The 24,029-nt window shown below is 70.3% G+C and carries 22 protein-coding genes and 2 pseudogenes; 9 read left to right on the top strand and 15 right to left on the bottom strand.

What is annotated here, in order from left to right; translation table 11 throughout:
• Nucleotides 1-65 precede the first annotated feature (65 nt).
• The 4 genes from sthA to ACIRA5_RS20160 form a co-directional block, all read right to left on the bottom strand.
• Complete coding sequence (gene sthA, locus ACIRA5_RS20175) at nucleotides 66-1,469, bottom strand: Si-specific NAD(P)(+) transhydrogenase (RefSeq protein WP_351528029.1); 1,404 nt, start codon at nucleotides 1,467-1,469, stop codon at nucleotides 66-68.
• 82 nt (nucleotides 1,470-1,551) lie between these two features.
• Nucleotides 1,552-2,886 carry an enolase C-terminal domain-like protein gene (locus ACIRA5_RS20170; protein WP_403692436.1) on the bottom strand — a complete coding sequence of 445 codons (1,335 nt, stop codon included), beginning with the start codon at nucleotides 2,884-2,886 and terminating at the stop codon, nucleotides 1,552-1,554.
• Nucleotides 2,887-2,928: 42 nt separating this feature from the next.
• Nucleotides 2,929-4,266: a gluconate:H+ symporter gene (locus ACIRA5_RS20165; RefSeq protein ID WP_403692433.1), complete on the bottom strand. Its 1,338-nt coding sequence runs from the start codon at nucleotides 4,264-4,266 to the stop codon at nucleotides 2,929-2,931.
• Between the two features lie 122 nt (nucleotides 4,267-4,388).
• A complete protein-coding gene (locus ACIRA5_RS20160) occupies nucleotides 4,389-5,348 on the bottom strand; it encodes a 5-dehydro-4-deoxyglucarate dehydratase (protein WP_403692430.1) in 960 nt (319 codons plus the stop codon).
• Between the two features lie 106 nt (nucleotides 5,349-5,454).
• Here ACIRA5_RS20160 and ACIRA5_RS20155 point away from each other — a divergent pair, with 106 nt between their 5' ends.
• Complete coding sequence (locus ACIRA5_RS20155) at nucleotides 5,455-6,243, top strand: IclR family transcriptional regulator (protein ID WP_403692427.1); 789 nt, start codon at nucleotides 5,455-5,457, stop codon at nucleotides 6,241-6,243.
• Between the two features lie 24 nt (nucleotides 6,244-6,267).
• Here the strand turns inward: ACIRA5_RS20155 and trxA are convergent, their stop codons facing one another.
• Genes trxA through dnaK form a run of 6 tightly spaced genes read right to left on the bottom strand, consistent with a single transcriptional unit; the run spans nucleotide 6,268 to nucleotide 13,164 of the window.
• A complete protein-coding gene (gene trxA, locus ACIRA5_RS20150; protein WP_403692424.1) occupies nucleotides 6,268-6,726 on the bottom strand; it encodes a thioredoxin in 459 nt (152 codons plus the stop codon).
• Nucleotides 6,723-9,365, bottom strand: coding sequence for an ATP-dependent chaperone ClpB (gene clpB, locus ACIRA5_RS20145; RefSeq protein ID WP_403692421.1), 2,643 nt, complete (start codon nucleotides 9,363-9,365; stop codon nucleotides 6,723-6,725). The genes trxA and clpB overlap by 4 nt, the downstream gene beginning before the upstream one ends.
• Nucleotides 9,356-9,751, bottom strand: coding sequence for a chaperone modulator CbpM (locus ACIRA5_RS20140; protein WP_101406834.1), 396 nt, complete (start codon nucleotides 9,749-9,751; stop codon nucleotides 9,356-9,358). The genes clpB and ACIRA5_RS20140 overlap by 10 nt, the downstream gene beginning before the upstream one ends.
• A complete protein-coding gene (locus ACIRA5_RS20135; RefSeq protein WP_403692417.1) occupies nucleotides 9,748-10,725 on the bottom strand; it encodes a DnaJ C-terminal domain-containing protein in 978 nt (325 codons plus the stop codon). Before ACIRA5_RS20135 ends, ACIRA5_RS20140 begins: the two co-directional genes overlap by 4 nt.
• A gap of 6 nt (nucleotides 10,726-10,731) precedes the next feature.
• Nucleotides 10,732-11,250, bottom strand: a complete 519-nt coding sequence (locus ACIRA5_RS20130; protein WP_403692415.1) for a nucleotide exchange factor GrpE — start codon at nucleotides 11,248-11,250, stop codon at nucleotides 10,732-10,734.
• A 9-nt stretch (nucleotides 11,251-11,259) separates the two neighbouring features.
• Entirely contained in the window at nucleotides 11,260-13,164 is a 1,905-nt protein-coding gene (gene dnaK, locus ACIRA5_RS20125) for a molecular chaperone DnaK (protein ID WP_403692413.1), read from the bottom strand.
• A gap of 283 nt (nucleotides 13,165-13,447) precedes the next feature.
• Between dnaK and ACIRA5_RS20120 the strand changes: the two genes are divergently transcribed.
• Entirely contained in the window at nucleotides 13,448-15,229 is a 1,782-nt protein-coding gene (locus tag ACIRA5_RS20120; protein ID WP_403692410.1) for a PucR family transcriptional regulator, read from the top strand.
• 50 nt (nucleotides 15,230-15,279) lie between these two features.
• On the opposite strand, the gene ACIRA5_RS20115 is transcribed toward ACIRA5_RS20120, so the two are convergent.
• On the bottom strand, nucleotides 15,280-15,900 hold the full coding sequence (locus ACIRA5_RS20115; RefSeq protein ID WP_067374821.1) for an L-threonylcarbamoyladenylate synthase: 621 nt from the start codon (nucleotides 15,898-15,900) through the stop codon (nucleotides 15,280-15,282).
• A 146-nt stretch (nucleotides 15,901-16,046) separates the two neighbouring features.
• Between ACIRA5_RS20115 and ACIRA5_RS20110 the strand changes: the two genes are divergently transcribed.
• The 5 genes and pseudogenes from ACIRA5_RS20110 to ACIRA5_RS20090 all read left to right on the top strand — a co-directional run bounded on the left by ACIRA5_RS20110 (nucleotide 16,047) and on the right by ACIRA5_RS20090 (nucleotide 19,284).
• Nucleotides 16,047-16,286, top strand: a complete 240-nt coding sequence (locus ACIRA5_RS20110; protein WP_352047107.1) for a hypothetical protein — start codon at nucleotides 16,047-16,049, stop codon at nucleotides 16,284-16,286.
• On the top strand, nucleotides 16,286-16,663 hold the full coding sequence (locus ACIRA5_RS20105) for a toxin Doc (protein WP_352047106.1): 378 nt from the start codon (nucleotides 16,286-16,288) through the stop codon (nucleotides 16,661-16,663). Before ACIRA5_RS20110 ends, ACIRA5_RS20105 begins: the two co-directional genes overlap by 1 nt.
• A 205-nt stretch (nucleotides 16,664-16,868) precedes the next feature.
• Nucleotides 16,869-17,903 carry a zinc-dependent alcohol dehydrogenase family protein gene (locus ACIRA5_RS20100; RefSeq protein ID WP_403692407.1) on the top strand — a complete coding sequence of 345 codons (1,035 nt, stop codon included), beginning with the start codon at nucleotides 16,869-16,871 and terminating at the stop codon, nucleotides 17,901-17,903.
• Nucleotides 17,900-18,157, top strand: a pseudogene (locus ACIRA5_RS20095) (DUF2255 family protein); the annotation flags it as partial. The gene ACIRA5_RS20100 and the pseudogene ACIRA5_RS20095, both read left to right, overlap by 4 nt.
• An 83-nt stretch (nucleotides 18,158-18,240) precedes the next feature.
• Entirely contained in the window at nucleotides 18,241-19,284 is a 1,044-nt protein-coding gene (locus tag ACIRA5_RS20090; protein ID WP_403692406.1) for an NAD(P)-dependent alcohol dehydrogenase, read from the top strand.
• 274 nt (nucleotides 19,285-19,558) lie between these two features.
• Here the strand turns inward: ACIRA5_RS20090 and gndA are convergent, their stop codons facing one another.
• Together gndA and ACIRA5_RS20080 are read right to left on the bottom strand one after the other, a co-directional pair.
• Nucleotides 19,559-20,998: an NADP-dependent phosphogluconate dehydrogenase gene (gene gndA, locus ACIRA5_RS20085; RefSeq protein ID WP_403692404.1), complete on the bottom strand. Its 1,440-nt coding sequence runs from the start codon at nucleotides 20,996-20,998 to the stop codon at nucleotides 19,559-19,561.
• Nucleotides 20,995-21,219, bottom strand: a complete 225-nt coding sequence (locus ACIRA5_RS20080) for a hypothetical protein (protein WP_403692401.1) — start codon at nucleotides 21,217-21,219, stop codon at nucleotides 20,995-20,997. Before ACIRA5_RS20080 ends, gndA begins: the two co-directional genes overlap by 4 nt.
• Nucleotides 21,220-21,514: 295 nt before the next feature.
• Here ACIRA5_RS20080 and ACIRA5_RS20075 point away from each other — a divergent pair.
• Both ACIRA5_RS20075 and ACIRA5_RS20070 read left to right on the top strand, forming a co-directional pair.
• A pseudogene (locus ACIRA5_RS20075) lies at nucleotides 21,515-22,482 on the top strand (TIGR03557 family F420-dependent LLM class oxidoreductase).
• A gap of 75 nt (nucleotides 22,483-22,557) precedes the next feature.
• Nucleotides 22,558-22,992 (top strand): hypothetical protein, encoded by a 435-nt coding sequence (locus ACIRA5_RS20070; protein WP_403692399.1) that lies wholly within the window; start codon nucleotides 22,558-22,560, stop codon nucleotides 22,990-22,992.
• A 33-nt stretch (nucleotides 22,993-23,025) separates the two neighbouring features.
• On the opposite strand, the gene ACIRA5_RS20065 is transcribed toward ACIRA5_RS20070, so the two are convergent.
• Both ACIRA5_RS20065 and ACIRA5_RS20060 read right to left on the bottom strand, forming a co-directional pair.
• On the bottom strand, nucleotides 23,026-23,394 hold the full coding sequence (locus ACIRA5_RS20065) for a low affinity iron permease family protein (RefSeq protein WP_403692396.1): 369 nt from the start codon (nucleotides 23,392-23,394) through the stop codon (nucleotides 23,026-23,028).
• 321 nt (nucleotides 23,395-23,715) lie between these two features.
• On the bottom strand, nucleotides 23,716-23,892 hold the full coding sequence (locus ACIRA5_RS20060) for a CsbD family protein (protein WP_266424177.1): 177 nt from the start codon (nucleotides 23,890-23,892) through the stop codon (nucleotides 23,716-23,718).
• Between the last annotated feature and the right edge of the window lie 137 nt (nucleotides 23,893-24,029).

Raw genomic sequence — 24,029 nt, 5'->3', positions numbered from 1 at the left:
TCACAAGGCATCCCGGGCCTCCCGTGCCGGACCTCGATACGGGCCTCGCGGGGCCCTGGCGGCGGTCAGTCCCGCAGGCGGTCTATCTGGCGGATCTTGTTGGTGGCGTCCAGGGCGGCGACCTTGTAGGACTCGGCCAGCGTGGGGTAGTTGAACACCGCGTCGACGAGGTAGTCGACCGTGCCGCCGCACCCCATCACGGACTGCCCGATGTGGATCAGCTCGGTGGCCCCCGTACCGAAGCAGTGCACGCCGAGCAGCTTGCGGTCGTCCGGGGACACCAGGAGCTTGAGCATGCCGTGCGAGTCACCGATGATCTGGCCTCGGGCCAGTTCCCGGTAACGGGAGATGCCGACCTCGAAGGGCACGCACTCCTCGGTGAGCTGGTCCTCGGTGCGCCCGATGAAGCTGATCTCCGGGATGGTGTAGATGCCGATGGGCTGGAGGTCGTGCATCGGGTGCACCGGCTCGCCGAAGGCGTGGTACGCGGCCGTACGGCCCTGCTCCATCGAGGTCGCCGCCAGCGCCGGGAAGCCGATGACGTCGCCCACCGCGTAGATGTGCGGCACCTCGGTGCGGTAGTTCTCGTCGACCTTGATGCGGCCGCGCGGGTCGGCGGACAACCCGGCCTTGTCCAGGTCGAGTTCGTCGGTGAGGCCCTGCCGGCCCGCGGAGTACATCACGGTGTCCGCGGGGATCTTCTTGCCGCTCTCCAGGACGGTGAGAGTGCCCCGGGGATGATGCTCGACCGCGGCGACCGTCTCCCCGAAGCGGAAGGTGACGGCGAGGTCCCGCAGGTGGTACTTGAGCGACTCGATCACCTCGACATCGCAGAAGTCGAGCATCGAGGCCCGCTTCTCGACCACCGTGATCTTGCTGCCGAGGGCCGCGAACATGGACGCGTACTCCATGCCGATCACCCCGGCCCCGACGATGACCATGGAGCGCGGCACCCGCTCCAGGTTGAGAACGTTGTCCGAGTCCATGATCGTGCGTCCGTCGAACGCGACGCTCGCGGGACGTGCCGGCCGGGTGCCGGTGGCGATCACGATGTGCTCGGCGGTCAGCAGCTTTTCGTTGCCGTTCGCCTCGACCAGGGCGACCGTGTGGTCGTCCACGAAGCGGCCGGTGCCGGCGAACAGGGAGACGTGGTTGCGGGACAGCTGGCTGCGGATGACGTCGACCTCGCGGCTGACCACGTGCTGGGTGCGCGCGGTCAGGTCGGCGACGGTGATGTCCTCCTTGAGGCGGTAACTCTGGCCGTACATATCGCGTTGGGTGAGGCCGGTGAGATAGAGGACCGCCTCGCGCAAGGTCTTGGAGGGGATGGTCCCGGTGTGGATGGAGACCCCGCCGACCATGTCGGGGCGGTCGAGGACGGCGACCCGGCGGCCGAGCTTGGCCGCGGCGATGGCGGCCTTCTGACCACCCGGGCCGGATCCGATGACAAGCATGTCGAAGTCGCGCACCCTCCGGAGTCTGTCAGGCCGAAGTCCTCACCCGGAAGGGTGAAGGGACAACAGTCGGTCCCACGACGGAAATGGGCGTGGCTCAACGCACCAGACAGGGACGCTTGCTGTCGAACTCCCAGCCCGGGACGAGGGAGCGCATCCCGACGGCGTCGTCACGCGCCCCCAACGCCTTCTCCTGGTAGAGCTCGTGGGCCGCGAGCAGCCGCCCCCTGTCGAGCCGGACACCGAGACCGGGCGCGTCCGGCACGGCGATCTCCCCGTCGACGATGCGCGGCGGTTCGACGGTCAGGCGCTCCAGACCCTCCTGCCAGATCCAGTGCGTGTCCAGGGCGTTGTACGCGCCAGGAGCCGCGGCCCCGCAGTGCGTCACCATCGCCAGTGAGATGTCGAAGTGGTTGTTCGAGTGGCAACCCCAGGTCAGCCCCATCGCGTTGCACAACTGCGCCACCCGCACCGAGCCCTGCATGGTCCAGAAGTGCGGGTCGGCCAGCGGGATGGACACCGACTGCAGGGCCAGGGCATGGGTCAGCTGCCGCCAGTCGGTGGCGATCATGTTGGTCGCGGTCGGCAGACCCGTCGCGCGGCGGAACTCGGCCAGGATCTCCCGGCCGGAGTAGCCGCCCTCGGCTCCGCAGGGGTCCTCTGCGTAGGCGAGCGTGCCCACCAGGGGCGTACACAGCTCGATCGCCTCGCGCAGCGACCACGCGCCGTTCGGGTCCAGGGTGATCCGCGCCTCGGGGAAGCGGTCCTTGAGCGCCCGTACGGCCTTGACCTCTTCTGCGCCCGCGAGGACACCGCCCTTCAGCTTGAAGTCCCGGAAGCCGTACAGGTCGTGGGTCGCCTCGGCCTGCCGGACGATCGCCTCCGGCGACAGGGCCTCCTCGTGCCGGATCCGGTACCAGTCCTCGGCCGCGTCCGGCTCGCGGACGTACTCCAGTTCCGTGCGGCCGGGGTCACCGACGTAGAACAGATAGCCGAGGACCCGTACGGAGTCGCGCTGCTGTCCGTCGCCCAGGAGCGCCGCGACAGGTACGTCGAGATGCTGCCCCAGCAGGTCGAGCAGCGCCGACTCGACCGCGGTGACGGCGTGGACGGTGGTCCGCAGGTCGAAGGTCTGGGCGCCGCGCCCACCGGCGTCGCGGTCGGCGAAACGGTCACCGATCTCGCGCAGCACGCGCTTGTAGTCACCGACCTGCGCTCCGACGACCAGGGACTCGGCATCCCGCAGGGTTCGCGTGATCTTCTCCCCGCCGGGGACCTCACCGAGACCCGTACGCCCCTCGGAGTCCGTCAGGACGACGACATTGCGGGTGAAGTAGGGGCCGTGCGCGCCGGAGAGGTTCAGCTCCATGGAGTCCCGGCCGGCGACCGGATAGACGGAGAAGGCGGTGACGGTCGGCTGGCTCTTGCTCATACGTCTCAAAGTCCTTGGGTACGGGGGTGACAGGGGCTGTGGTCAGAGGCTGAGAACGTCGAGGGCCCACTCGACCGCCAGGACACCGCCCAGACCGAGGACGGCCAGCACGGTGGTGTACGTGGTGCGGACCTTGATCGCCTCGACGACCGAGAGGTCGAAGTACTCCTTGAACAGCCAGAATCCGGGGTCGTTGACGTGGGAGAAGGCGATCGAACCGCAGCAGACGGCGAGCACCATCATCTCGGGGTGTACCCCGCCGCCCGCCAGGAGCGGCAGCACCACGCCGGAGGCCGTGACGACGGCGACCGTCGCCGAGCCCAGTGCCACCCGGAGGATGACCGCGATGAGCCACGCGAGGACGATCGGCGAGAGAGACCAGCCGTGTGTCTGGTCCTTGATGTAGTCGGATATCCCGCCCTCGACGAGGACGTTCTTGAAGGCGCCGCCGGCACCGATCACCAGAAGGATCATGGCCATCGCCTGGGCGGCGGAATTGCAGGAGGCGCTGACCTCCGCGAGGCTCCGGCCGATGCGCGGGCCGAACGCCCAGACCGCCAGCAGCAGCGTCAGCAGCAGCGCGATCGGCGCGGATCCGATGAAGGCGACGAAGTGCAGGAACGGGCTCGAACCGGACGTGGCCATGTCGGTCACGGCGGCGCCGGCGATCAGCACCACGGGGAACAGGGCCACGCCCAGGGACCAGCCGAGCCCGGGCATCTCCTCGTCCTCGAAGACCCGCTCGCCGGCCAGGCCCGGGGGGATCGAGGGATTCATCGCCCTGATGAACGGCAGCCGTGGCCACACCAGGGCGATGAGCGCGCCGACCGGGACGGCGATGAACAGGCCGTAGAACAGCGTCAGACCGACGGACGCGTGGAAGGTCGCGGCCACCGCGGTGGGACCGGGGTGGGGCGGCAGGAAGCTGTGCATGGTCGACAAAGCGATCGACATCGGCAGCCCGACCCACAGCAGCTTCGCGCCGGTCACGCGTACCAGCGTGAACGCGATGGGCACGATGATGATGAACGCGACCTCGTAGAACATCGTCACGCCGATGAGCATCGACGTCACCACCATGGCGACCTGGACGCCGCGCGGGCCGAAGGCGTCGAGGAGCTTGCCGGCGATGCGCTGGGCGGCGCCGGAATCCCCCATGACACGGCCGACCATCGCGCCCAGCCCGATGGTGAGCATCGTGTCGCCGATCTGGCCGCCGATGCCTTCGGAGAGGACGTCCGGGATCTTCTCCAGCGGAATCCCACGGACCAGACCGACGCCGACCGCCACCAGCAGCAGGGCGGCGAAGCCGTTCAGTTTGAGCTTGGTCATGAGCAGCAGCAGGACCAGCACGCTGATCCCGACTACGAGGAGCGGCACGTCTCAGTTCCCCTTTGAACTGGTTGGACCGGGTGACGGGCGATGGGTGACGGGAGACAGAGGGCAGATGACGGATTGCGGATGACAGGTGACAGGTGACGGATGACAGACGACGTCATCTGTCACTCGGATCGCCGTACGGCACCGACCACCTTCAGACCGTCGTCGAGCACCTTCGACAGCGTGCCGAGGTCGTCCGGACCCGGGTCCGTGAGCGGCGCGCGAACCGGCCCGACCGGCAGACCGCGCAGCCGGGCGGCGGCCTTGACCAGCGACACCGCGTAGCCGGGGACCCGGTCGCGCAGTTCGACGAGCGGGACGTAGAAGTCGCGCAGGAGCCTGGTCACTCCCGCGTGGTCGCCGTCCCGCAGGGCGGCGAAGAAGGCGTTCGCGATCTCGGGTGCGAAGGCGTGGACCGCGGAGGAGTAGGCGGGGACGCCCACGGTGGCGTAGGCGCGGGCCTGGATCTCGGCGGTGGAGGCGCCGTTGAAGAAGAGGAAGCCGTCGGGCGCCGCGAGCGTGAGGCGCTGGAGGCGGTCGAGGTCGCTGTGTCCGTCCTTGAGGCCGATGACCGTGGGGATCTCCGCGATCCGGCGCAGGCTGTCGGCGGTGAAGGCGACCTGACCGCGCTGGTAGGCGATCAGCGGCAGGGAGGTGCCGGAGGCGATCCGGCGCAGTTGTTCCACCAGCCCGTTCTGCGGGGCGGCGACCAGGTAGTGGGGGAGTACCAGCGCGGCGTCCGCGCCCGCCTCCTCCGCGATCCGGGCGAAACGCAGGGCCTGCGCCCAGCCGTAGCCGATGCCCGCGACGACCGGCAGCCGTCCGTCGGCGATCTCGACCGTGGCTCCGACGACCGCGCGGTACTCGTCCTCGTCCAGCGAGAAGAACTCTCCGGTACCGCAGGCGGGGAACACCGCGCCCGGCGCGCTGTCGAGCTGGGCGGACAGGTAGGCCCGGTATGCCGCCAGATCCAGCCCGCCGTCCTCCCGGAAGCTCGTGAGCGGGAAGGACAGCACCCCGCCCGCCATGCCGTCCCGCAGTCGCTTGGCCACGTCCTCGGCCGCCGCACTGAACCGTGTCATGAACTCTGTCCTCATATGCAGATGACGTCTATGTATGAAGATGGAGGCTAGGTTCGTGAACGCGCGGGGTCAATGGGTGCGGCAGGGCGGATTTACGATGGGCTCCATGCCCGAGAGCAGTGGTGTCCGAGAAGTGAAGTCGGCGGCCCGCACGGTCGCGCTGCTGGAACTGCTCGCCGGGCGGGGCGACCGGCCGGCCCGGCTGGACGAACTCGCCGCGCAACTGGGGGTGCCGCGCAGCAGCATGTACCAGTTGCTGCAGACCCTCGTCGACCGTGGCTGGGTGCGCGCCGACACCACCGGTTCGCTGTACGGCATAGGGATCCGTGCCCTGCTCACGGGCACCAGCTATCTCGACAGCGACCGGCACGTACGGGTGGTCCGCCCCTATCTCGACGAAGCCTCGGACGCGCTCGGGGAGACCATTCACCTGGCCCGCCTCGACGGCGCCGACGTCGTCTATCTCGCGACCCGCGAGTCCCACGAGTACGCGCGTACCCTCAGCCGGGTCGGCCGCCGGGTCCCGGCCCACGCCGGTGCCCTCGGCAAGGCCCTGCTCGCCGAGCGTCCGGACGGCGAACTGTCACTTCCGGCGCAGCCGTTGACCGCTCTCACGGAGAACACGCACACCGAGCCGGCCAGCCTGCTCGCGGACCTCGCGGAGGTACGGAAGCGCGGCTACTCCATCGACCGCGAGGAGACGGTGCCCGGCATCGCGGGCTTCGGCTTCGCCCTGCGGTACGACACGCCGGCCGTCGACGCGATCAGCTGCTCGGTTCCGGTGGCCCGGCTCACCGGCGAGCACGAGGACCGTATCGTCGCCGTCATGCGGGAGATGCGGATGAAGATCGAGTCCCTGCTGTCGCCCGCCTCGGGTGCTCCCGACTGGCGTTGACGGGTCGCGCGTCGACGGCCGGGTTCAACGACGGGCGGCCAGGGTCTCCTCCACCCACTGCCTCAGCGCCGGCGCGGGCGCCGCTCCCGTCCTGCGTGCGATCACCTCTCCCTTGTCGAGCAGCAGGAGCGTCGGTACGGCCTGTACCTGGAACCGCTGGGCGAGCCGCGGGTTCTGGTCGATGTCGACCTTGACCAGCTTGACCCGGCCGGCGAGTTCGTGGGCGACCTGCTCCAGCGCGGGGCTGACCATCCGGCAGGGCCCGCACCAGGTGGCCCACAGGTCGACGACGACGTACGGCTTCGCCTGTTCGGCGACCTCCGCGAAGTCGGCGTCGCCGGCGTCGGCGATCCACGCGAGCGGGGACGCGCAGTTCCCGCAGCGCGGCGTGCCCCCGGCCGCCGCCGGCACCCGGTTCTTGCGACCGCAGTGGTCGCAGACGACCGTCTTGCTCGTGCCCGTACTCGTCGTCACCGCACTCACGCGGCTTTCCGCACGTCCGGTGCGGCCTGTCCGCCGTAGGTGACGACGAGTTCGCCGTTCTGGGCGTCGACGCGGATCGTCGCGCCGTCCTGCACGTCACCGCGGATCAGCGCCCGGCCGACCATCGTCTCGACCTCGTGCGAGATGTACCGGCGCAGCGGCCGGGCTCCGTACACGGGGTCGAAGCCCTGCTCGGCGATGAGTTCGCGGGCGGTGTCGGTGAGCTCGACGGCGATCTGCCGTTCGGCCAGCCGCCGGCGCAGGTCGTTGAACTGCAGCTCCACGATCCGCTCGATCTGGGTCAGGCCCAGCGGCTTGAACAGCACGAGGTCGTCGACGCGGTTGAGGAACTCGGGCCGGAAGTGGCTCTGCAGATCGCTCATCACCAGCGCCCGTGCGTCGGGCTTGATGTCGCCGTCGGCGGACACCCCGTCCAGCAGGTGGGTCGAGCCGATGTTGGAGGTCATGATGATCACGGTGTTGCGGAAGTCGACGGTGCGGCCCTGGGAGTCGGTGACGCGGCCGTCGTCGAGCACCTGCAGCAGGATGTTGAAGACGTCGGGGTGGGCCTTCTCGATCTCGTCGAACAGGACCACGGAGTACGGCTTGCGGCGCACCGCCTCGGTGAGTTGGCCGCCCTCCTCGTAGCCGACGTATCCGGGCGGCGCTCCCACCAGCCTGCTGACGGTGTGCCGTTCCTGGTACTCGCTCATGTCCAGGCGGATGATGCTCTCCTCCGAGTCGAAGAGCGCCGCGGCGAGCGCCTTGGCCAGCTCGGTCTTCCCGACGCCGGTGGGGCCGAGGAAGATGAACGAGCCGATCGGCCGGCGCGGGTCCCGGATCCCGGAGCGGGCCCTGATGATCGCGTCGGTGACCAGCTTGACCGCCTCGTTCTGGCCGATCACCCGCTCGGTGAGGATCTCGTCGAGGCGCAGCAGCTTCTCGCGCTCGCCCTCCTGGAGGCGGGTGACGGGGATGCCGGTCCAGGCGGCGACGATCTCCGCGATCTCGTCCTCGGTGACGACCTCCCGCAGCAGCCGGTTCTCGCCCTGCTTGTCGGCCAGCGCGTCCTCCTCCGCCGTGAGGCGGCGTTCGAGTTCGGTGAGCTTGCCGTAGCGCAGTTCGGCGGCCCGGTTGAGGTCGTAGCTGCGTTCGGCCTCCTCGGCCTCCTGCCGGACGTGCTCCAGTTCCTGGCGCAGCTCCTGCACCCGGCGGATGGCCTGGCGTTCGGCCTCCCACTGGGCGTGCATGGCGTCGGCCTCGGCGCGCAGGTCGGCCAGTTCGCGGCGCAGCTCGTCGAGTCGCTTCTGGCTGGCGGCGTCGGTCTCCTTGGCGAGTGCCGCGTCCTCGATCTCCAGACGGGTCACCCGGCGGGTGATCTCGTCCAGTTCGGCGGGCATGGAGTCGATCTCGGTACGCAGCCGCGCGCACGCCTCGTCGACCAGGTCGATGGCCTTGTCCGGCAGGAATCGGTCGGAGATGTAGCGGTGGCTGAGGGTCGCCGCCGCGACCAGCGCGGTGTCCTGGATCTTCACTCCGTGGAAGACCTCCAGGCGCTCGCGCAGTCCGCGCAGGATGGAGATGGTGTCCTCGACGCTCGGCTCGTCCACCTGCACCTGCTGGAAGCGGCGTTCGAGGGCCGCGTCGGACTCGACGTACTTGCGGTACTCGTCGAGGGTGGTGGCGCCGATCATGTGCAGCTCGCCGCGCGCCAGCATGGGCTTGAGCATGTTCCCGGCATCCATCGCGCCCTCGGCGCCGCCGCCCGCGCCGACGACCGTGTGCAGTTCGTCGACGAAGAGCAGGATGCGCCCCTCGCCCGCCTTGACCTCGCTCAGTACGGCCTGCAGTCGTTCCTCGAACTCGCCGCGGTACTTGGCGCCCGCCACCAGCGAACTGATGTCGAGGGAGAAGATCGTCCGGTCGCGCAGCCCGTCGGGCACGTCGCCCCGTACGATGCGCTGGGCGAGCCCCTCCACGATGGCGGTCTTGCCGACACCCGGGTCACCGATGAGCACGGGGTTGTTCTTCGTCTTGCGGCTCAGGATCTGGATGACCCGGCGGATCTCCGCGTCCCGGCCGATCACCGGGTCCATCCTGCCGCTGCGTGCCTCGGCGACCAGATCACGGCCGTACTTCTCCAGTGCCTCGTACGCCGCTTCGGGCGTCGCCGAGGTGACACGCTGGTTGCCGCGGATCCGGGTGAGCGCGGACAGGAACCCGTCCTTGCTGACGCCGTATTCCTTGAGCAGCCGTCCGGAGGCCGTGCGAGACCCCTCGTCGATGAGTGCCAGCACCAGGTGCTCGACGGACACGTACTCGTCCTTGAGCCGCTTGGCCTCCTGCTCGGCCAAGTCCAGTACCTTCGCCAGCCGTTGGGTGACGTACACCTGCCCGGGGGTGGCACCGGGGCCCGTCACCTTCGGCCTGCGGGCCAACTCCTCGTTCAGCGCGGTGCGCAGGGCCCGGGTGTCGGCGCCCGACTGGTCGATCAGCCGCGGTATCAGACCGTCGGGCTGGTCGAGCAGGGCGAGGAGCAGATGCTCGCCGTCGACCTCGGTCTGGTTCAGCCGGCCGGCGATGGTCTGCGCTTCCTGGAGCGCCTCCTGGGACTTCTGGGTGAGCCGGTTCATATCCACGATTCATCACTCCTGGAGCCGGCGTTGCTGCGCCTCAGAGCGTCCTCCAACTCACTGATCCGGTCGAGCAGATCGAGCACCAGACCCAGGGAGGCGTAGTTGAGGGGGAGCGCGGCCCGTAGTCGTTGGATGCGGGCGAGGGTGGCGGGAGCGGACGGCTCGAACCACAGTCGCCCGGTGGCGTCCCGGGTGGCGTCGACGAGGCCGAGGGTGACGAACCGGCGTACGAGGTCCGGATGGAGACCGGAACGGGTGGCGACGGCGTCGAGACCGAGCCGATGGGCCGGTCCGAGCGGGGCGGCGCGGACCACGATGTTCAGGGCCGGCCGGGGTACTGGGGTGGCAGTACGGCGGTGCGCACCGCCGGGACGGGGGGCTGTGGTCATCGGGGCCTCCTCGGGTCGAAGGCGGACGCGGCGGCCAGTTCCTCGAAGAGCTCACGCTCACGGGCGGTCGGCTCGGGCGGCACCATGATGCGGACCTCCGCGTACAGGTTGCCGTCCTCGCCGCGCGGGTTGGGCATGGCCTCGCCGCGCAGCCGCAGCCGGCGGCCGCTGGAGGAGCCCGCGGGGACGGTGACCTTGGCCGTGCCGCCGGGGGTGGACACCGGCACGGTCGCGCCGAGTGCCGCCTCCCACGGTGTCACCGGGAGGATCACGTGGATGTCGCGGCCCTCCAGCCGGAACCGCCCGTCGGGCTTGATCCGCACGCGCAGATACAGGTCGCCCGGCGGGGCGTCGGGGCTGCCCCTGCCGCCTTCTCCGGCCAGCCGGATGCGCTGCCCGTCCACCACCCCGCGCGGGATGCTGACGTCGTAGGTGCGCTGCCCGGTGGGGCCGCCCAGGGTGATGCCGCGCTTGCCGCCCCGGTAGGCCTCCTCGACGCCGAGCTGGATCTCGGCCTCCTGGTCGGCGCCCGGCACGGGACCCCAGCCGCCCCCCGCCCCCGCGCCCCCGCCTCGTCCGAAGATCCCGCCGAACAGGTCCTCGAAGTCGACGCCGGAGCCGTCGAAGTCGACACCGTCCGCTGTCCGGAAGCGCACCCCACGTCCGCGGCCTCCTCCGGCCCCTCCGACGCCCGCGCTCCAGCCGCCCCGGGCCCCCGCTCCCGCGGCCACCCGCTCGTCGTAGTCCTCCGGGATCTGCCGGTAGTTCTCACCGAAGCGGTCGTAGCGCTGCCTGGTCCTGGGGTCGGACAGCACGCTGTACGCGTCGTTGATCTCCTTGAAGCGCTCCTCGGCTCCCGGGTCCTTGTTGACGTCGGGATGGTGTTGGCGCGCCAGCTTGCGGAAGGCCTGCTGGATCTCCTCCGCGCTCGCGGTGCGCGGCACCCCGAGCGCGTCGTAGTAGTCCTGTGCCATGGGGCGTCACTCCTGCCGCTTGCTGACCACGACGAAGGCGGGGCGCAGCTGCTTCCCGTCCGCCCCGTAGCCCGGGCTCACCACCTGGGCCACGGTGTTCGGCTCGGCGTCGGGGGTGTCGACGACTCCGACGACCTCGTGCCGGGTCGGGTCGAAGGGCACTCCGGTCTCCTCGTAGCGGGGATACCCGAGGCCGCGCAGCACCTCGACCGCCTGGTCGCGTACGGCTTCGACGCCCTTCAGCACGGCGGAGGGGTCGGAGTCGGAGTGGGCCAGCGCCCGTTCCAGGTTGTCGAGGACGGGCAGCCAGGCCCCGGCGGTGCGGGCGCGCTCCTCGGCCCGCACGCGTTCGAGTTCCCTGGCGTGACGCTTGCGGAGGTTGTCCAGGTCGGCGAGCGCGCGGCGCCAGCGGTCGCGCATCTCGTCGAGGGCGGCGGTCTGTTCGTCCGCCTCCGGCATCCGCGAGGACGAGGGGGGCTCGTCCGGCTGTTCCGGGGGCGTCATCGGCTCCTGCTCGGTGGCCATGACCGCTCCTCAGCTCTTGTCGAATTCCGCGTCGATCACGTCGTCGCCGGCTGCTGCCGAGGCGCTCGCGGTGTCCTCCGTCCCGGTTCCGGCGCCGGCCTGGGCCTGTGCGGCCGCGCCCGCCTGGTACTGGGCGAGCGACGCCAGCACCTGCTGGAGCTCGGAGGTCAGCGGCCTGGCCTTGTCCGGGGACGCCTCCTGCTGGACCGCCTCACGGGCATCGGCGACGAGCATGTCCGCCCGGGCCCGCTCGTGCGAGGGCACCGCCTCGTCCAGCTCGTTCAGCCGGCGCTCCACCTGGTAGGCCACGGCGTCCAGTTCGTTGCGGGCGTCCACGGCGTCGCGCAGCGCCTGGTCCTCGCCGCGGTGCTGCTCGGCCTCCTGGACCATCCGCTCGACCTCGCCCTGGTCGAGGTTGGAGCCCTCGCTGATCGTGATGGTCTGTTCCTTGCTGGTGTCCTTGTCCCGTGCGGTGACGTTCAGGATGCCGTTGGCGTCGATGTCGAAGATGACCTCGACCTGCGGCTCGCCGCGCGGGGCGGGGCGGATGTCCTTCAGCTGGAAGCGGCCGAGGATCCGGTTGTCGGCGGCCAGCTCGCGCTCGCCCTGCAGGACGACGACGTCCACGGCCTCCTGGTTGTCCTCCGCGGTGGAGAAGGTCTCCGAGCGGCGGACCGGGATCGTGGTGTTCCGGTCGATGATCTTCGTCATCACACCGCCACGGGTCTCCACGCCCAGCGACAGCGGGGTCACGTCGAGCAGCAGGACGTCCTTGACCTCGCCCTTGAGCACGCCCGCCTGGATCGCGGCGCCCAGCGCCACGACCTCGTCGGGGTTGACGCTCATGTTCGGGTCCTTGCCGCCGGTCAGCCGGCGGACCAGGTTCTGCACGGCCGGGATGCGCGTCGAACCGCCGACGAGGATGACCTCGTCGATGTCGTTCGCGCTGGCTTTGGCGTCGGTCATCGCCTGCTTGACCGGTTCCATGGTCCGCTCGACCAGGTCGGCGGTGATCTTCTCGAACGTGGACCTCATGATCGTCTCGGTCAGGTGCTTGGGGCCGGAGGCGTCCGCGGTGATGAACGGAAGGCTGACCTGCGTCTGTGTGACCGAGCTCAGCTCCGTCTTGGCCTTCTCCGCGGCTTCGAACAGCCGCTGCAGCGCCTGCGGGTCCTTGCGCAGGTCGATCCCGTTCTCCTTCTGGAAGCCGTCCGCGAGCAGGTCGACGAGGCGACGGTCGAAGTCGTCGCCGCCGAGGTGGCTGTCGCCCGCCGTCGAGCGCACTTCCACGACCCCGTCACCGACGTCCAGGATGCTCACGTCGAAGGTGCCGCCACCGAGGTCGAAGACGAGCACCGTCTCGTGCTGCTTCTTCTCCATGCCGTACGCCAGTGCCGCCGCCGTCGGCTCGTTGATGATCCGCAGTACTTCGAGCCCCGCGATGCGCCCCGCGTCCTTGGTCGCCTGGCGCTGGGCGTCGTTGAAGTACGCGGGCACGGTGATGACGGCCTCGGTGACCTTCTCGCCCAGCTGCTTGCCGGCGTCGTCGGCGAGCTTGCGCAGCACCAGCGCGCTGATCTCCTCCGGCGCGTACAGCTTGTCGCGCACCTTGAAGCGCGCGACTCCGCCCTCGCCCTCGACGACGTCGTACGCCACCGCCTTGGCCTCGTCGGATATCTCGTCGAAGTGCCGGCCGATGAACCGCTTGGCCGAGTAGATGGTGCCCTTGGGATTGAGGATCGCCTGGCGCCTGGCGAGCTGACCCACCAGCCGTTCGCCGCTGTCGGTGAAGGCGACGATGGAGGGCGTGGTGCGCGAGCCCTCGGCATTGGGTATGACGGTCGCTTCACCGCCCTCCCATGCGGCGATCACCGAGTTGGTGGTGCCCAGGTCGATTCCGACTGCCTTGGCCATGAGGAACTCCTTCGCCTGCCACCCCCGGCGTCCGCCCGTCTCCGGTGGCGGCGGTTGTCTTCAGGTGAGGTCGCGTGTCCGCGGGCGTCCGCGGGCGGACACGGGTCGTGGGTTCCGTCCTTGCCAGGGTGTTACGGGACGAAGGGCGACGCCTGCTCCCGACGGGGCGAAGTTCGGCCCTTCGTCTCCCCCTGGGAGTGCAGGAGGCCACGCGGTACGCGCCGCCCCCCAGGGGTGTCCGGTGCAAGAAGCGGTGAAAAGGGGTGAAAGATAGTATTGCGGCATGTCTGGCACGGCCGACGACGCGACCGGTGCGGCGCACCGGAGCATCGCACCACGCGGCCTCGGCAGCCGGGCGCCGACCACCGCCCTGACCGGCTGGGGACGCAAGCAGTCGGCGAGCCTGTACGACGTGTTCGTACTGGCCGTGACCATGCTCGACGGCCGCCCGGTGGACGAGATCCTCCAGTTGGCCATGGACGAGGTGCCACGCCTTCTCGACTGCCGGCCCGAGGGCTGCTACATGCTCAGGGACGGCCGCTTCGAGCTCGAGGCCACGCCGAGCACGCGGGCCCTTGACGGCCGGGCACCGCGCGATCTGACCGACCCGGTCGAACAGCTGACCGCGCTGGAGGGGGAGGACGGCGCCGTCCAGTTCCGGGAGGGCGGCTGGGGCTGGGCAGTGGGCCTGCGCAGCTCCGGCGGGCTGCTCGGCTACCTGCTGGTCAGCGCCGGGAAACCGCCTCCCGACGAGGACCGCTTCCTCGTCTACGCCCTTGCTCAGCCGACCGGCGCCGCGCTCTACAACGCCGAGGCCCGCCGCCGCGACCGCGAGTACGCCCGACAGCTGTTCCGGGCGATCGAGGAGCGTGACGCGGTCAACGAAAGACTCACCGCGCTGGTGGCGGAGCTGGAGGAGCAGCGCACCGTGCACGACGTCCTCGCCCGGACCTCCCTCACCGACGAGGGGGAGCACGGCATCGCCGCCGCCGTGTACGAGTTGACCGGCCTCGCCACCCGGGTCGAGGACCGCTTCGGAAACCTCCTCGCCCGCGCCGGGCCGGTCCCGCCCGAGGTCCACGCCAAGCCCGATCCGCTCCACCGCGAGCAACTCATGCACGACGCGATGCGCGAGCTCGGCCCGATCCGCCACGAGGGACGCCTCGTCGGACTGGCCCGCCACCACGGGGAGCCCCTCGGCAGCATCGAGCTGATCGACCCCGACGGCACGGCGGGCGAGGCTGACATGTTCGCCCTCGAACACGCGTGCACGGCGCTGTCCCTGGAACTGGCCCACCGCCGCAGTCTGGCGGAGGCCGAACTGCGCCTGCGCCGGGAACTTGTGGACGACCTGCTCACCGGCGCCGACGCCGGCGGCGCGTACGCCAGAGCCGAGGCCGTCGGCCACGACCTGCACGGACCGCACCACGTCACGGTCGCACAATGGCGGGGGACGGCCGCCGACGACCGATTCCTGGGAGCGGTGGGACGTGCCGCGCAGGGAAGGGGCCTGCGGTCGCTGCTGGCCCGACGAGGCGACATGGCGGTGCTCGTGGTCCGGGGTGAACCGCGCGACTCGGGCCTGTACACGGCCCTCGCCGACGAAGTGGGCTCCCCGCACGGCGCGGTGGGCATCGGCAGCCTGTGCGAGGCGGTGGCGGACATCCCGCGCTCCTTCGACCAGGCCGTCCGCGCGCTTGCCGTACGCCGCCAGTCCCACCCCGCGGACGGCACCACGACCTGCGAGGAGCTCGGCCTCTACCGCATCCTGGCCCGGGACAAGGACGCGGGGGACGTCACCGACTTCGTCCGCGAATGGCTCGGCGCGCTCCTCGACTACGACGACGCCCACGGCACGGACCTGGTGCACACCCTCACCCGGTACTTCGACCATGGCGGCAACTACGACGAGACGGCGCAGTCCCTCGCCGTGCACCGCAGCACGCTCCGCTACCGTTTGCAGCGCATCAGGGAGGTCAGCGGCCGTCGGCTCGACGAGGTGGACAGCCGCTTCAACCTCCAGGTCGCCACCCGGATCTGGAAGGTCAGCGGCCCCGCCTTCTGACCGCCCGGCCCGCCCCGCTCGCGCGAATCACTCGAACCGGGGGGATCGCCTCACTCGAACCGTGAGGGATCGCCCGCTCCTCGTCGTACGATCTCGGGCTCGCCCTGAGAGAAGTCGATGACGGTCGTCGGCTCGACGCCGCAGTCGCCGGAGTCGAGGACCGCGTCCACCACGTGGTCGAGTTCCTCCTTGATCTCCCAGCCCTGGGTCAGCGGCTTCTCCTCATCGGGGAGGAGCAGGGTGCTCGACAGCAGGGGCTCGCCGAGCTCGGCGAGGAGCGCCCGGGCGACGACATGGTCGGGAATCCGGACACCGACCGTCTTCTTCTTCGGGTGCAGCAGCCTGCGCGGTGCCTCCTTCGTCGCCGGGAGGATGAAGGTGTAACTGCCCGGAGTCGAGGCCTTGATCGCACGGAACACCGCGTTGTCCAGGCGTACGAAGTGGGCCAGCTGCGCGAAGTCCTGGCACATCAGGGTGAAGTGGTGCCGGTCGTCCAGCCGGCGGATCGAACGGATCCGGTCGAGTCCGTCCCGGTTGCCCAGCTGAGCCCCGAGGGCGAAGCAGGAGTCGGTCGGATAGGCGACGAGCCCTCCGCCGCGGATGATGTCCGCCACCTGGCTGAGAGTGCGCTGCTGGGGGTTCTCGGGGTGCACGTCGAAGTACTTGGCCATGCGCCGAGCTTAGATCGGCGACGTCCGCGACCTGACGCCCCTGGCCGCTCGTTCATCCAGTAGGACACCGGCACCGCTCCCGGCTCGGCGCCGGCGACCGGTCCTGAGATCTCGCGCCCCAGGTACCAACCAGGTACCATCCTTGTATGCCATCACTGAACGTGACCTTCACGGAAGAGGAGCTCGAGGGAGTGCGCGCCGCCGCCTCGGCCGACGGCAAGAGCCTCAAGCAGTATCTGCACGACCTCGGTGTCCGGGAGATGCAGCGCAGGCAGTTCGTCGCAGGCGCCACCGCCTGGGCCGACCGGCTGCGCGGCGAGTTCGACGACGCGTTCCCCGACGAGGTGCCGCCCGCCGAGCGCCGGGACGGATCCGCGGCCGCCTGATGCACCTGACCATCGATGTCGCCTGGCTGCTCGACGTCCAGGAGGCCGCCCTCGCCCGCGAGGACATGTCCGTGTCGGACTACTCCGCGCTCGTCGCGGCCGTCGCCCGGCACAAGACCAAGCTGCCCACGCTCGCCGCGGCCGACCCGGACGCGGCCTGGCGCGCCGCCGCGCTGATGCACACCATCGTGCGCCTGGAGCCCCTGCCGCACCGCAACAGCCTGTTCGCCGCGTTCGTCGCCGCCCAGTACATGGATCAGTCGGGCGAGGGCATCGACCCGCCCTACGGAGCCCTGTCCGACCTCGTCCGCAAGATCCACGACACCCGTGTCGGCGTCCCCGCCGTCGCCGACCAGCTGCGCTCCTGGAAGGTCTGAAAGGGCGCCCTCGAGTCGTCATCGCAGACAGGCGTGAGAGTGCGGGCCCCGATATCGGGACCCATACTTTTTGAACGGCCGGAATGTCCCCTTTGGGTGAAGGGGGCAGTCGCCTGAATTCCCGGTCGTTCCGAGTCGGACGCGGCGCCGCCGCCGCTCTCGACGCTCTGCGAGCAAGTACAGGACGACTCGATCGGAAAGACTCATGCGAGCAACTCTGATTTACGGTGCAGGTGACGTGCGGGTGGAGGAGGTTCCCGACCCGAAGCTCCAGCGGCCCACGGACGCAGTCGTACGCGTGCTGCGGTCGTGCATCTGCGGCAGCGACCTGTGGCCGTACGGGTCGCGTCCGCCCACCGAGCACGGTGACCGCATCGGCCACGAGTTCCTGGGTGTGGTCGAGGACACCGGCGCGGAGGTGTCCGGACTGAAGACCGGAGACCTGGTGGTGGCCCCCTTCGTCTATTCGGACAACACCTGCGACTTCTGTCGCGAGGGCCTGCACACCTCGTGCCGGCACGGAGGTTTCTGGGCCACGGACGGGGTGGACGGCGGCCAGGGAGAGGCGGTGCGGGTACCGCAGGCCCAGGGCACGCTGGTGAAGCTGCCCGTCGGCGAGGACTCCGCCCTGCTGCCGTCGCTGCTGACCCTGTCGGACGTGTTCTGCACCGGCTATCACTGCGCGGTCACGGCGGGAGTCACCCCGCGGACGACCGTGACCGTGGTCGGTGACGGAGCGGTCGGGCTGTCGGCGGTGCTGTCCGCCAAGCGGCTCGGCGCCGAGCGGATCATCCTGATGGGGCGGCACGAGGACCGCACCGATCTCGGCCGTGACTTCGGTGCCACCGACATCGTCGCCGAACGCGGTGAGGAAGGCGTCGCGCGCGTGCGCGAGCTGACCGGCGGCGACGGTACGCACACGGTGCTGGAGTGCGTCGGTACGCTGCCCGCCCTTGAGACGGCGCTGGGCGTGGTGCGCGCGGGCGGCACGATCAGCCGGGTGGGCGCGCCGCAGTACGACCAGGCGCCACTGGGCTTCGAGGTGTTCATGAACAACATCACCCTCACCGGCGGTGTGGCTCCGGCCCGCGCCTATATCGAGGAACTCCTCCCCGACGTCCTCGAGGGGAAGATCGAACCCGGGCGCGTCTTCGACCGCACGGTGAGCGTCGACGAGGTACCCGACGGCTATCGTGCGATGGCCGCCCGGGAGGCACTGAAGGTGCTCGTCCAGCCCTGACCACGGCGCCGACCGCTGGTGGGTGCGCCCCACTCCGGCGCCGCCTGACCTGCGCGACAGCCCCCTGGGGGCCCTGCCACACCCCTGAACACCGTTCCCCTGACCATCACGGTCAGGTCGGCGACGAGATCTACGTCCGCTCCGTGAACGGTTCGGGCTCCGACTGGTTCCGCGGCACCCGGGCCCGCCGCGAGGGCCGCATCGAGGCCGACGCCGTCGAGAAGGACGTCACCCGGACGGACGCCGACCGCGAGATCAACAGCGAGTTCCGACGCCGGACTTCGGCAACCGTCCGGATGCCGACGACCCCATCACCTTCACCCCCACTGGAGAACCGGTGCTCACCGTCCCCGCATACGCCGCCACTTCGGCGACCGAACCGCTCGCGCCGACCACCGTCGAGCGCCGTGACGTCGGCCCGCACGACGTCCTCATCGAGATCAAGTACTGCGGCATCTGCCACTCCGACATCCACAACGTCCGCAGCGAGTGGGGCCCGGCGACCTACCCCCTGGTCCCCGGCCACGAGATCGCCGGCATCGTCACCCAGGTCGGTTCCGAGGTCACCCGGCACGCCGTGGGCGACCGGGTCGGCGTCGGCTGCATGGTCAACTCCTGCCGTGAGTGCGTGCCCTGCCTGCGGGGCGAGGAGCAGTACTGCCTCAAGGGCAACACCCTCACCTACGGCTCGATCGACGCCGACGGCACCCTGACCCAGGGCGGCTACTCCACCCACGTCGTGGTCGACGACGACTTCGTCGTCACCGTCCCCGAGGGCCTCGGCCTCGACGAGGCCGCCCCGCTGCTGTGCGCGGGCATCACCACGTACTCCCCGCTGCGCCGCTGGGGCGCGGGCCCCGGCAAGAAGGTCGCCGTCATCGGCCTCGGCGGACTCGGCCACATGGCCGTCAAGATCGCACACGAGATGGGCGCCGAGGTCACCGTCCTGTCGCAGTCTCTGAAGAAGATGGACGACGGCCTGCGGCTGGGCGCCGACCACTACTACGCCACCGGCGACGCGGCCACCTTCGAGCAGCTCGCCGGCACCTTCGACGTCATCCTCAACACGGTCAGCGCCAAGCTCGATCTCGACACTTTCCTCGGCCTGCTCGCCGTGGGCGGCACGATGGTCAACGTCGGCGCTCCCGCGGAGCCGCTGTCGCTGAACGTGTTCTCGCTGATCATGCAGGGCCGCGTGTACGCGGGATCGCTGATCGGCGGCATCCGCGAGACGCAGGAGATGCTCGACTTCTGCGCCGAGCACGGCATCGGCGCCGAGGTCGAGATCATCCCCGCCGAGAAGATCAACGAGGCGTACGAGCGTGTCCTGGCCTCGGACGTGCGCTACCGCTTCGTGATCGACACCGCGACCCTGGCCTGACCCGCCGCGGCACCGTCCCCCCGAGACCACCCCGTACGAGGCGCGCCCCCGAGCCCTCGTACGGGGTGCCGCCGTCCATGCCGAGGTCACCCCGGGGCACGTGAAGACGATCTGGTTCTCCCAGTCGTCGAACAGTGTGGAAGTCCCTGCGCGTCAGCCCTTTGTCCGCTTGTCCGCCGCGGCCCCGCTGCTGACCACGACCCTGGTGGGCGTGCTGCTGAGCCCCCCCACGGAAGTGAGCCGCGCGCCGTGTCCCGCGCGGCCCGAGTCCCTGTCAGGCGGTGGTTTCGGGGCGGTCGGGGTGCGACCAGTGGGTGTGGAAGGAGCCCTCACGGTCGGTGCGCCGGTAGGTGTGGGCGCCGAAGTAGTCGCGCTGCCCCTGGAGGAGAGCGGCGGGCAGGCGGTCGGCGCGCAGGGTGTCGTAGTGCGCGAGCGCGGCGGAGAACGCGGGGACGGGGATGCCACGCCGGGCGGCGGAGGCGACGATCTCCCGCCAGGGCACCTGGGCGTCGCTGATCTCCTGGGCGAAACCGGCCTCGGCGAGCAGGCTGACGAGGTCGGGGTCGGTGGCGTAGGCGGCGCGGATACGGTCGAGGAAGGAGGCGCGGATGATGCAGCCTCCGCGCCAGATGCGCGCGACCGAACCGAGGTCGATCTTCCAGCCGTACTCGGCGGCGGCGTCCAGGATCATCTTCCAGCCCTGGTCGTAGGCGATGACCTTCGAGGCGTACAGGGCGTGTTCGACCTGGGCGGTGAAGCGTGCGGCCTCGGTGCGGCTGAGCGGGGGAGTCGTGCCGCCGGGCAGCCCTCGGTAGGCGGCGCGCAGGTCGCTCTGGCCGGAGGCGGCGCGGGCGAAGGTGGCCTGGGCGATGGCGGTGACCGGGGAGGCCAGGTCGAGGGCGGTCTGCACGGTCCAGCGGCCGGTGCCCTTCTGCCCGGCGGCGTCGTCGACGACGTCGACGAACGCGCCACCGGTGTGCGGGTCGGTGTGGGCGAGGACCTCGGCGGTGATCTCGACCAGATAGGAGCCGAGGCGGCCCTCGTTCCAGGTGCGGAAGACGTCGGCGATCTCGGCGGGGCTGTACCCCGCGACCTGGCGCAGCAGGTCGTAGGCCTCGGCGATGAGCTGCATGTCGGCGTATTCGATGCCGTTGTGGACCATCTTGACGAAGTGTCCGGCGCCATCGGTGCCGATGTGGGTGGCGCAGGGCTCGCCGTCGACCTTGGCGCTGATGCTTTCGAACATCGGGCCGAGGACGGCGTACGACTCCGCCGAGCCGCCGGGCATGATGCTCGGCCCGTTGAGGGCGCCCTCCTCACCGCCGGAGATGCCCGCGCCGACGAAGTGCAGGCCGCGTTCGCGCAGCGCGGCCTCGCGGCGGCGGGTGTCGGCGAAGTGGGCGTTGCCGCCGTCGATGATCATGTCGCCGTTCTCGAGGAGCGGGGCGAACTCGTCGATGACGGCGTCGGTGGCGGCGCCCGCCTGCACCATGATCATGAGGCGGCGGGGGCGGGCGAGCGCGGCCACGAACTCCTCGGCCGTCTCGGCCGGGACGAAGGTGCCCTCGTGGCCGAACTCGTCCACCAGCGCGCGGGTGCGGCCGGAAGAGCGGTTGTGGACGGCGACGGTGTAACCGTTCCGGGCGAAGTTACGGGCCAGGTTGCGGCCCATCACTCCGAGGCCGGTGACGCCGATGGAAGCGGATGCGTTCATGAGGCTGCCTGTTCTTCGAATGTCGGCCATGTCAGGGGCGGGGCGACCCCATGACCATGGGTACGGGCCGACGGCTCGGTCTTCTCGATATCGCGGCGGCCAATCTTGATCAGGTTCCCGGAGGACGTCGTCGGGGCGCGGTCCACGATGCCGAAGCCGATGCCGGTATCCAGGCCGGGGTCGAGGACGATCCGCCCCTCGTCGACTCTGCGGGCGGTCAACTCCTCGACGCGTGGGCACAGTCCGGCATCGACGTCGCGCGAGGGCCGCACCGCTCATGCGGAGTGCTTCGCCCAGGCGGCGGCTTGCAGCGTGTTCACCATCAGCAGGGCGATCGTCATCGGTCCTCAGACGAAGACGATCGTGTGGTTGCCGTCGCGGATCACGCGGTCGTGGCTGTGCCGCTCCACCGCCGCCTGGCGTCGGCAAGGCGGTGCCCCCTCCGGTCGGCGCCGACTCGCCACCTGGGACAGCGGTCGGATGTTTCGCATCATGGCTACGGGTAATGCGGATGATATGGCGCAAATCGGCTACACGATGATGACCGAGCAGGCCGGCCACCGCGACCTCGTAGAACATGTGGTCGAGGCGGAGCGGGCTGGCTCCGACTTCTGCGTCATGTCCGATCACTGCTTTCCCTGGCTGGAGTCGCAGGGGCACGCCCCCTACGCGTGGAGCGTGCGCGGCGCCGCCGCCCAGGCGACGGCGCGGATACCGCTCATGACGTACGTGACCTGCCCGACGACCCGCTGTCACCCCGCCGTCGTCGCGCCGAGGGCGGCGACCCCGCAACTGCTCTCGGAGGGCCGGTTTCCGGCTCGGGCCCGGCTCGGGCGAGAACCTCAACGAGCATGTGGTGGGCAGTGGTTGGCCCTCTCCGCAGATCCGTCCGGCGAGGCTCGAAGAAGCCGTGGAGATCATCCGCGAGCTCTTCGGGGGCGGCGACGTGCATCACCGGGGCACGCACTTCGAGGTGGCGAACGCCCGGCTGTGGGACCTGCCGGACGAACCGCCCCTGATCGGGGTGGCCGTATCCGGCAAGTGGTCCTGCTTCCCTGGCTGGCCGGCTCGCGGACCTCGTCGTCGCCACCGAGCCCGAGCCGGAACTCATCGAGGCCTTCGACCGAAGTGGCGGCCGGGGCACACCGCGCGTCGGGCGACGGCCCGTCCGCTACGACCCGGACCGGGAGGCCGCGATGGCCCGCGCGCACGAACAACTCCGCTGGGCCCTCGGCGGCTGGCCCGTCAACGCCGAACTGCCGGGCCCCTCGGGCTTCGAGGGCGCCACCCGGTACGTCACGCCGGAGGGCACCACGGGAGCCGTCCCGTGCGGCGACGACGTCGACACCTTCATGGAGGCGGTCCGACCCTGCGTGGAGGCGGGCTTCACCGGGATCGCCCTGGTGCAGGTGGGCGGCGACCAGCAACTCCCGTTCATCGCCTGGGCCGAGAAGGCACTGCTGCCCGCCCTGCGCGAACTCTGACGACAACGCGACCCGCACGCGGTTCGGCTCCGCTCCGCCGGTGCCGGGCCCGACCAGGAGACGTGAGAGGACACCATGAACAGCACGGCGCACCACACCGACACCGCGCACAACACCTCGTCATCCCCCGGCCCGGCCGATCGGTCGGCCTCTTCCCCGGAGCGGGTGCAGGTCGTCCTGGACGCCTGCTCCCTCTCGGACGCGGACACCGTGTTGCGCGTTCTGGGCACACGCTTCGCCGAGGAAAGCGGTGACGACATGCCACGGCACGACAGCGCCGCGCGGTCCGACACCTGGACCGGAGCCTTCCTCGTCGGGCGGGACGCGCGCGACGCCGCGCTTCCGTCCGACCTCTCCCTGAACGGTTCCGTCACCGTGGAGCTCCAAGGCGGTCCCGTGGCGGTCGACCGGCTGCGGCAGACCCTCACGTCCGCCTTCGGCGTCCAGGTGTCCGGGTCCGCCTCCGGCGACCAGGAGATCGATCTACGGCTCCGGCTGACACACGCGTAGGCGCGCCCGGGGAACGAGTCGCCCCTCGGCCCCTCAGATCTCCTCCTCCATCCGGATCACGTCCCTGAGGTTCTCGTGCGCCTCTCCGGGTTCACCTTCCTGCGCTTCGAGCAGAGCGGCGGCGATGGCGTCCAACTTGCGCTGAATGGCTCGCTCGGCCCGGAGTTCCGAATTCTTGAGCAGCGCGAGGAGCAGCAACGTCACCGCTGTCATGGAGTCGCCGGCGAGAAGGAGCCACTCCGTCCCGATTCCGGCGATGTGCACGGCGACGGTGAAGGAAACCAGCGCGAGACAGAAGACGAAGAAGGCCGGTGAACTGGTCACCGTGGACACCGACTCCGCGAATCGTTCGAACCTGCCGCGTCCGGGGCCGCCGCGGTCGGCGGGATGCTGAAGAGTCATGGTCCTGCGCGCCCTCCGTTGCGGGGTTCCGGCCCGACCCGGCGGAGCCTCCGGCGCGTCGCGCACCCTCCTCGGTGGCGTGGTCGCGCACGCCGGCGAGAGGAAGGGGCCCTCGCCGGTATCGATCCCGGGCCACTGACCTCGCAGGGCGCCGACCACCGCGATGGAGTCGGCAGGCCGGAACACGGTTCGTCACCGTCGGCGGACCGAGCGGCACCGTCGCATGCGCCGGAGGGACGACGCCGACGACCGCGCCCCGGGGCGCTGAACACCCTGCCCGGGGCGCCGACGACCGTATCCGGGACGCCCGGGCCGTCGTCCTCAGTGCTTGGTCCGGTGCCGGATCTGGCCCGCGGCCCTTTCGGTCATCTCCTGGGCCTTTCCGCGCAGCTGTTCGCCGCGGCCCGCCCTCTGCATGGACTTGTCGCCCAGGGCTTTGCCGAGGGTCTCCCTCATCTTGCCCCTGAGCTGCTTCGTTCTGGCATTGCCCTTCATCATCACAGTCGCTTTCCTCGAGGCCGCCGACGAGTGGGGTACGGCGACATGTCTTTCTTCACCGTGTGGCCAGGAGGTGGACACCGCAAACCGGCACACGCGATCTAACCGTTCGGGTCCGGGCGTCCCCCTCTTGACGC

The organism is Streptomyces sp. NPDC096311, assembly GCF_044763085.1.
In the GTDB taxonomy this organism is placed as follows: domain Bacteria; phylum Actinomycetota; class Actinomycetes; order Streptomycetales; family Streptomycetaceae; genus Streptomyces.
This window is presented reverse-complemented; position numbering and strand designations above follow the sequence as displayed.

Bases quoted from the DNA above. Each gene is read 5' to 3' on its own strand.
- ACIRA5_RS20155 (WP_403692427.1), top strand. From the start codon at position 5,455: ATGCCCGAGAGCAGTGGTGTCCGAGAAGTGAAGTCGGCGGCCCGCACG.
- dnaK (WP_403692413.1), bottom strand. From the start codon at position 13,164: ATGGCCAAGGCAGTCGGAATCGACCTGGGCACCACCAACTCGGTGATC.
- ACIRA5_RS20135 (WP_403692417.1), bottom strand. From the start codon at position 10,725: ATGGCACAGGACTACTACGACGCGCTCGGGGTGCCGCGCACCGCGAGC.
- ACIRA5_RS20100 (WP_403692407.1), top strand. From the start codon at position 16,869: ATGCGAGCAACTCTGATTTACGGTGCAGGTGACGTGCGGGTGGAGGAG.
- ACIRA5_RS20070 (WP_403692399.1), top strand. From the start codon at position 22,558: ATGAACAGCACGGCGCACCACACCGACACCGCGCACAACACCTCGTCA.
- gndA (WP_403692404.1), bottom strand. From the start codon at position 20,998: ATGAACGCATCCGCTTCCATCGGCGTCACCGGCCTCGGAGTGATGGGC.
- ACIRA5_RS20105 (WP_352047106.1), top strand. From the start codon at position 16,286: ATGCACCTGACCATCGATGTCGCCTGGCTGCTCGACGTCCAGGAGGCC.
- ACIRA5_RS20140 (WP_101406834.1), bottom strand. From the start codon at position 9,751: ATGACCACAGCCCCCCGTCCCGGCGGTGCGCACCGCCGTACTGCCACC.
- ACIRA5_RS20170 (WP_403692436.1), bottom strand. From the start codon at position 2,886: ATGAGCAAGAGCCAGCCGACCGTCACCGCCTTCTCCGTCTATCCGGTC.
- ACIRA5_RS20160 (WP_403692430.1), bottom strand. From the start codon at position 5,348: ATGACACGGTTCAGTGCGGCGGCCGAGGACGTGGCCAAGCGACTGCGG.
- ACIRA5_RS20110 (WP_352047107.1), top strand. From the start codon at position 16,047: ATGCCATCACTGAACGTGACCTTCACGGAAGAGGAGCTCGAGGGAGTG.
- ACIRA5_RS20060 (WP_266424177.1), bottom strand. From the start codon at position 23,892: ATGATGAAGGGCAATGCCAGAACGAAGCAGCTCAGGGGCAAGATGAGG.
- ACIRA5_RS20120 (WP_403692410.1), top strand. From the start codon at position 13,448: ATGTCTGGCACGGCCGACGACGCGACCGGTGCGGCGCACCGGAGCATC.
- ACIRA5_RS20065 (WP_403692396.1), bottom strand. From the start codon at position 23,394: ATGACTCTTCAGCATCCCGCCGACCGCGGCGGCCCCGGACGCGGCAGG.
- ACIRA5_RS20130 (WP_403692415.1), bottom strand. From the start codon at position 11,250: ATGGCCACCGAGCAGGAGCCGATGACGCCCCCGGAACAGCCGGACGAG.
- ACIRA5_RS20115 (WP_067374821.1), bottom strand. From the start codon at position 15,900: ATGGCCAAGTACTTCGACGTGCACCCCGAGAACCCCCAGCAGCGCACT.